Source organism: Methanobrevibacter sp. (genome assembly GCF_045541095.1).
GTDB lineage: Archaea > Methanobacteriota > Methanobacteria > Methanobacteriales > Methanobacteriaceae > Methanocatella.
This window is the reverse complement of record NZ_JAZQIJ010000196.1, coordinates 1-3,564: the sequence shown is the minus strand read 5'-3', so window position 1 is coordinate 3,564 and position 3,564 is coordinate 1. Positions and strand designations below refer to the sequence as shown.

At 32.2% G+C, this 3,564-nt stretch carries 4 protein-coding genes; 1 reads left to right on the top strand and 3 read right to left on the bottom strand.

The window, feature by feature from the left end; genetic code table 11:
• Positions 1-119: 119 nt before the first annotated feature.
• On the top strand, positions 120-1,289 hold the full coding sequence (locus tag ACKI2P_RS08220) for a Cdc6/Cdc18 family protein (protein ID WP_407376718.1): 1,170 nt from the start codon (positions 120-122) through the stop codon (positions 1,287-1,289).
• Here the strand turns inward: ACKI2P_RS08220 and pyrB are convergent.
• Genes pyrB through hisG form a run of 3 tightly spaced genes read right to left on the bottom strand, consistent with a single transcriptional unit; the run spans position 1,282 to position 3,555 of the window.
• Positions 1,282-2,217: an aspartate carbamoyltransferase gene (gene pyrB / locus ACKI2P_RS08215; protein WP_407376716.1), complete on the bottom strand. Its 936-nt coding sequence runs from the start codon at positions 2,215-2,217 to the stop codon at positions 1,282-1,284. The two genes, ACKI2P_RS08220 and pyrB, sit on opposite strands and share 8 nt — an antisense overlap.
• On the bottom strand, positions 2,210-2,698 hold the full coding sequence (locus tag ACKI2P_RS08210; RefSeq protein WP_407376714.1) for a flavodoxin family protein: 489 nt from the start codon (positions 2,696-2,698) through the stop codon (positions 2,210-2,212). Before ACKI2P_RS08210 ends, pyrB begins: the two co-directional genes overlap by 8 nt.
• Positions 2,695-3,555, bottom strand: coding sequence for an ATP phosphoribosyltransferase (gene hisG, locus ACKI2P_RS08205; protein ID WP_407376720.1), 861 nt, complete (start codon positions 3,553-3,555; stop codon positions 2,695-2,697). Before hisG ends, ACKI2P_RS08210 begins: the two co-directional genes overlap by 4 nt.
• Between the last annotated feature and the right edge of the window lie 9 nt (positions 3,556-3,564).

Genomic DNA, 3,564 nt, shown 5'->3' with positions numbered 1-3,564 from the left:
TAACTTATACCAATATTGTAATAAAAAAGTTTATTTATTTGGTAAATAATATAATTAACACTGGAAATTATACTGATATTTTTTCTCATGATTTTTAATTTATTATGTGGGGTATTTTAATGTCAAATGTTTTTGAAGATTTAGAAAATGATTTGGAATCTTTATCGTCCAAATCCATATTTAAAGATAAAGGTCCTCTTGATCATAGATTTTTACCAGATAAACTAGTTCACAGGGAAGATCAAATAAGGCAGATTGCCAAATATTGGGTAGATGTTTTAAATAATGTAACTCCATCAAATGTCACTCTTTATGGAAAAACTGGAACCGGAAAGACCGCAGCGTCCAAGTTTGCACGTGAACAGCTTTTGGAAATTGCCAATAAAAAAAATGTATTTGTTAAAGTTGAATATATCAGATGCACAGATTACACTACTGAATATCAGGTTTTAGCTCAATTATGTAACAAACTTGGTCGTGATGTACCAAATCGTGGATGGACCAAAGGTGAAGTTGTAAACACATTTAGAAGCATTTTTAAAACTACTGTCCTTGGTAAACAGCTGCATTTAATTGTAATTTTAGATGAAATTGATATTCTTCTTGACAAGGACGGGGATGGAATCCTATATACATTGACCAGAACTGACAATGTATCCGTATTATCAATCAGTAACTATCTTGACTTTAAGAATTTAATCAAATCCAGAGTTAACAGCAGTTTGAATGATAAGGAAATAGTTTTCCCACCTTATGGAGCTGACCAGCTTTCAGATATTCTCTCCGAAAGGGCCGAATTATCTTTTAAAGATGGAGTTTTAGATGATGACGTTATTCCTTTGTGTTCTGCTATGGCCGCTAAGGAAGAAGGTGATGCAAGATATGCACTTGATTTGTTGAAAAATGCCGGTGAGTTGGCTTATGATGACGATTCTCCAAAGGTCACTAGTGAACATGTCAGAAAAGCAAAGGATACTATTGAGCACAATAAGGTTATTGAAATTATTTCTACCTTACCGTTACAGCAGCAAAGGGTTTTAGAAGCTATTTTAATTTTAACAAAACAAAAAGAGGAAATTTCTTCTGGAAAACTTTATGAACAGTACACTGAAATTTCCAAAAAGGATGCTGTTACTTACAGAAGAATATTTGATTTTATAAATGAACTGGAACTGTTGGGAATTATTTCCACAAATACCATATCTCGTGGCCGTGGAAAAGGTAGAACCAATATTATAAAACTTCAATGTGATGAAACATTACTTGAAACAACCCTTTACTCTATTTAGGGTTGTTTTTTATTAATGTTTTTAAAATTGCCATTCTAACCGGAACGGCATTTGCAGCTTGAGTGAAATATTTGTTGTATTTTGTGTCATCCACATCGGTGTCGATTTCATCTATTCTTGGAAGAGGGTGCATGACAATCAGATCTTTTCCTTCAAGCATTTTTTTATTAACAACATAAGCTCCTTTTATTTTTAAATAATCATCGATATCTCCAAAACGCTCTTTTTGGATTCTAGTCACGTATAATACATCTACATCGTCAATAATTTCTTCGATTGTTTCTACTTCTTTCCATGTTACATTTGTTTTGTTTATATCATGGAAAACTTCATTAGGCATTTTGAGCTCCGGAGGAGAAACTAAATATATTGTCACATTTTTGTATAATCCTAACGCATTTGACAGTGAATGTACTGTACGGCCGTATTTCAAGTCTCCAATCAAAGCTATATTTAGATTGTCTATTTCTCCAATTTCCTTTTTGATTGTGTACAGGTCAAGTAATGTTTGGGTTGGGTGTTGTCCTGCACCGTCACCTGCATTAATTACAGGAACGTCAACTATGTCTGATATGAATTTTGATACGCCTTCAAGTTCGTGTCTTATAACCAAAGCATCACAATAACCTTCAAACATTTTTGCAGTATCTGCAATGCTTTCACCTTTTGACACTGAACTTGATCCACTGTTTTCAAATCCAATTCCATCTCCACCTAAACGTTTTATCGCTGTTTCAAAAGACATTCTAGTTCTTGTTGATGGTTCAAAAAACATCAAACCAAGAATTTTTCCTTTAAGTTCTTCACAAACCTCTTTTGATTTGGCTATTTTTTCCAGTTTAGATGCTTCTTCAAGAATATAGTCAATATCCTTTCTTTCAAAATCTTTTATTGAAATAATGTTTTTTAATTCAAAAATTCTAATCAACCCTTTTTTCTATCATGCTGTTAATAACATCTGTAAATTTGTTAATTTCATTTAAGTCTAATGCCGGAAGTTTTTCATTTTGTTTAATTAATTTATTAATTTTTCTTTTTTCCATAAAATTATTTTCGTCTAATTCATATCCAAAGTTGGATGAGGTTAAAGATGTTGTCACCAACTCTTCTGTAAATGTTTTTTTCAAGATTTTATCAATATCATTGTTCTCATCGCAGTTAAGTATCAGTGCAGTCGGCTTTTCCTTTAAATTTTTCAGATTTGTTGAAATATATCTTTTCATTGCAGACTGAACTTTTCCTCTGTTGTTTGATGAAGCCAATATTATAAGGTTATATTTTAAAATACAATTATTTTTTGCCATATTTATTGGAATCAATTGAGTATCCGCATTAATTTTTTCACATACCAATTTGCAAGACTTCTTAGTTGATCTGTTTGTTGTTGTGTAGATTAATGCTATGTTCATATGATTCTTTCAATAGGCATTACGAGAATGTCTTTTGCTCCTGCATTTCGCAAATCGTTGACCAGTTCAAACACTTCTTTTTCATCTATCACTGCCTGAACCGCCACTGTTTTTTCATCTGATAATACTTCAGATATTGTTAATCCGCCTAATGATGGCATTACCTCTTTGACTTTATCCAAATCTTTATTTTTAACGTTCATTGTAACAAGTTTTTTGCGGTCGGCATCTAAAACACCTTTGATACTGATTTTTACAGCTTCGATTAAACGTTTTTTTGATTTCAGACTTTCTTCATTTGCAATCAGTTTTATGCTGCTTTCAAGAATAACGTCAACTATTTCAAGGTGATTCATTTTCAAAGTTGTTCCGGTACTGGTCAAATCTGTAATCAAATCAGCTATACCAATGAAAGGTGCAGCTTCAGTTGATCCGCTCAATTTTACAATTTTTAAATCAAGACCTTTTTCTGATAGGTATTTTTCTGTTAAAACGGGAAATTCAGTTGCTATTTTCATGTCATCTGTAATGTCATTGACAGATTTTATGTTTGATTCTTCAGGAGCTGCCAAAACCAGTTTTGTTTGTCCAAATCTCAAATCAAGAAGTTCGACTACATTTGCCTCATTTTCTTGAATTAAATCAACTCCGGTAATTCCCATGTCTGCAACTCCATCGTTTACAAATTCCGGAATATCTGATGCCCTTGCAAACATAACCTCTATATTTTCATTGAATGTTTTTGAAATCAACTTTCTGTTGCTTTTATCAATTAATCCTAATCCTGCCTTTTCTAATATGTTAATTGAAGGTTCACTAATCCTTCCTTTTGATGGAACTGCAATTTTTATTTTCATCATATCTTC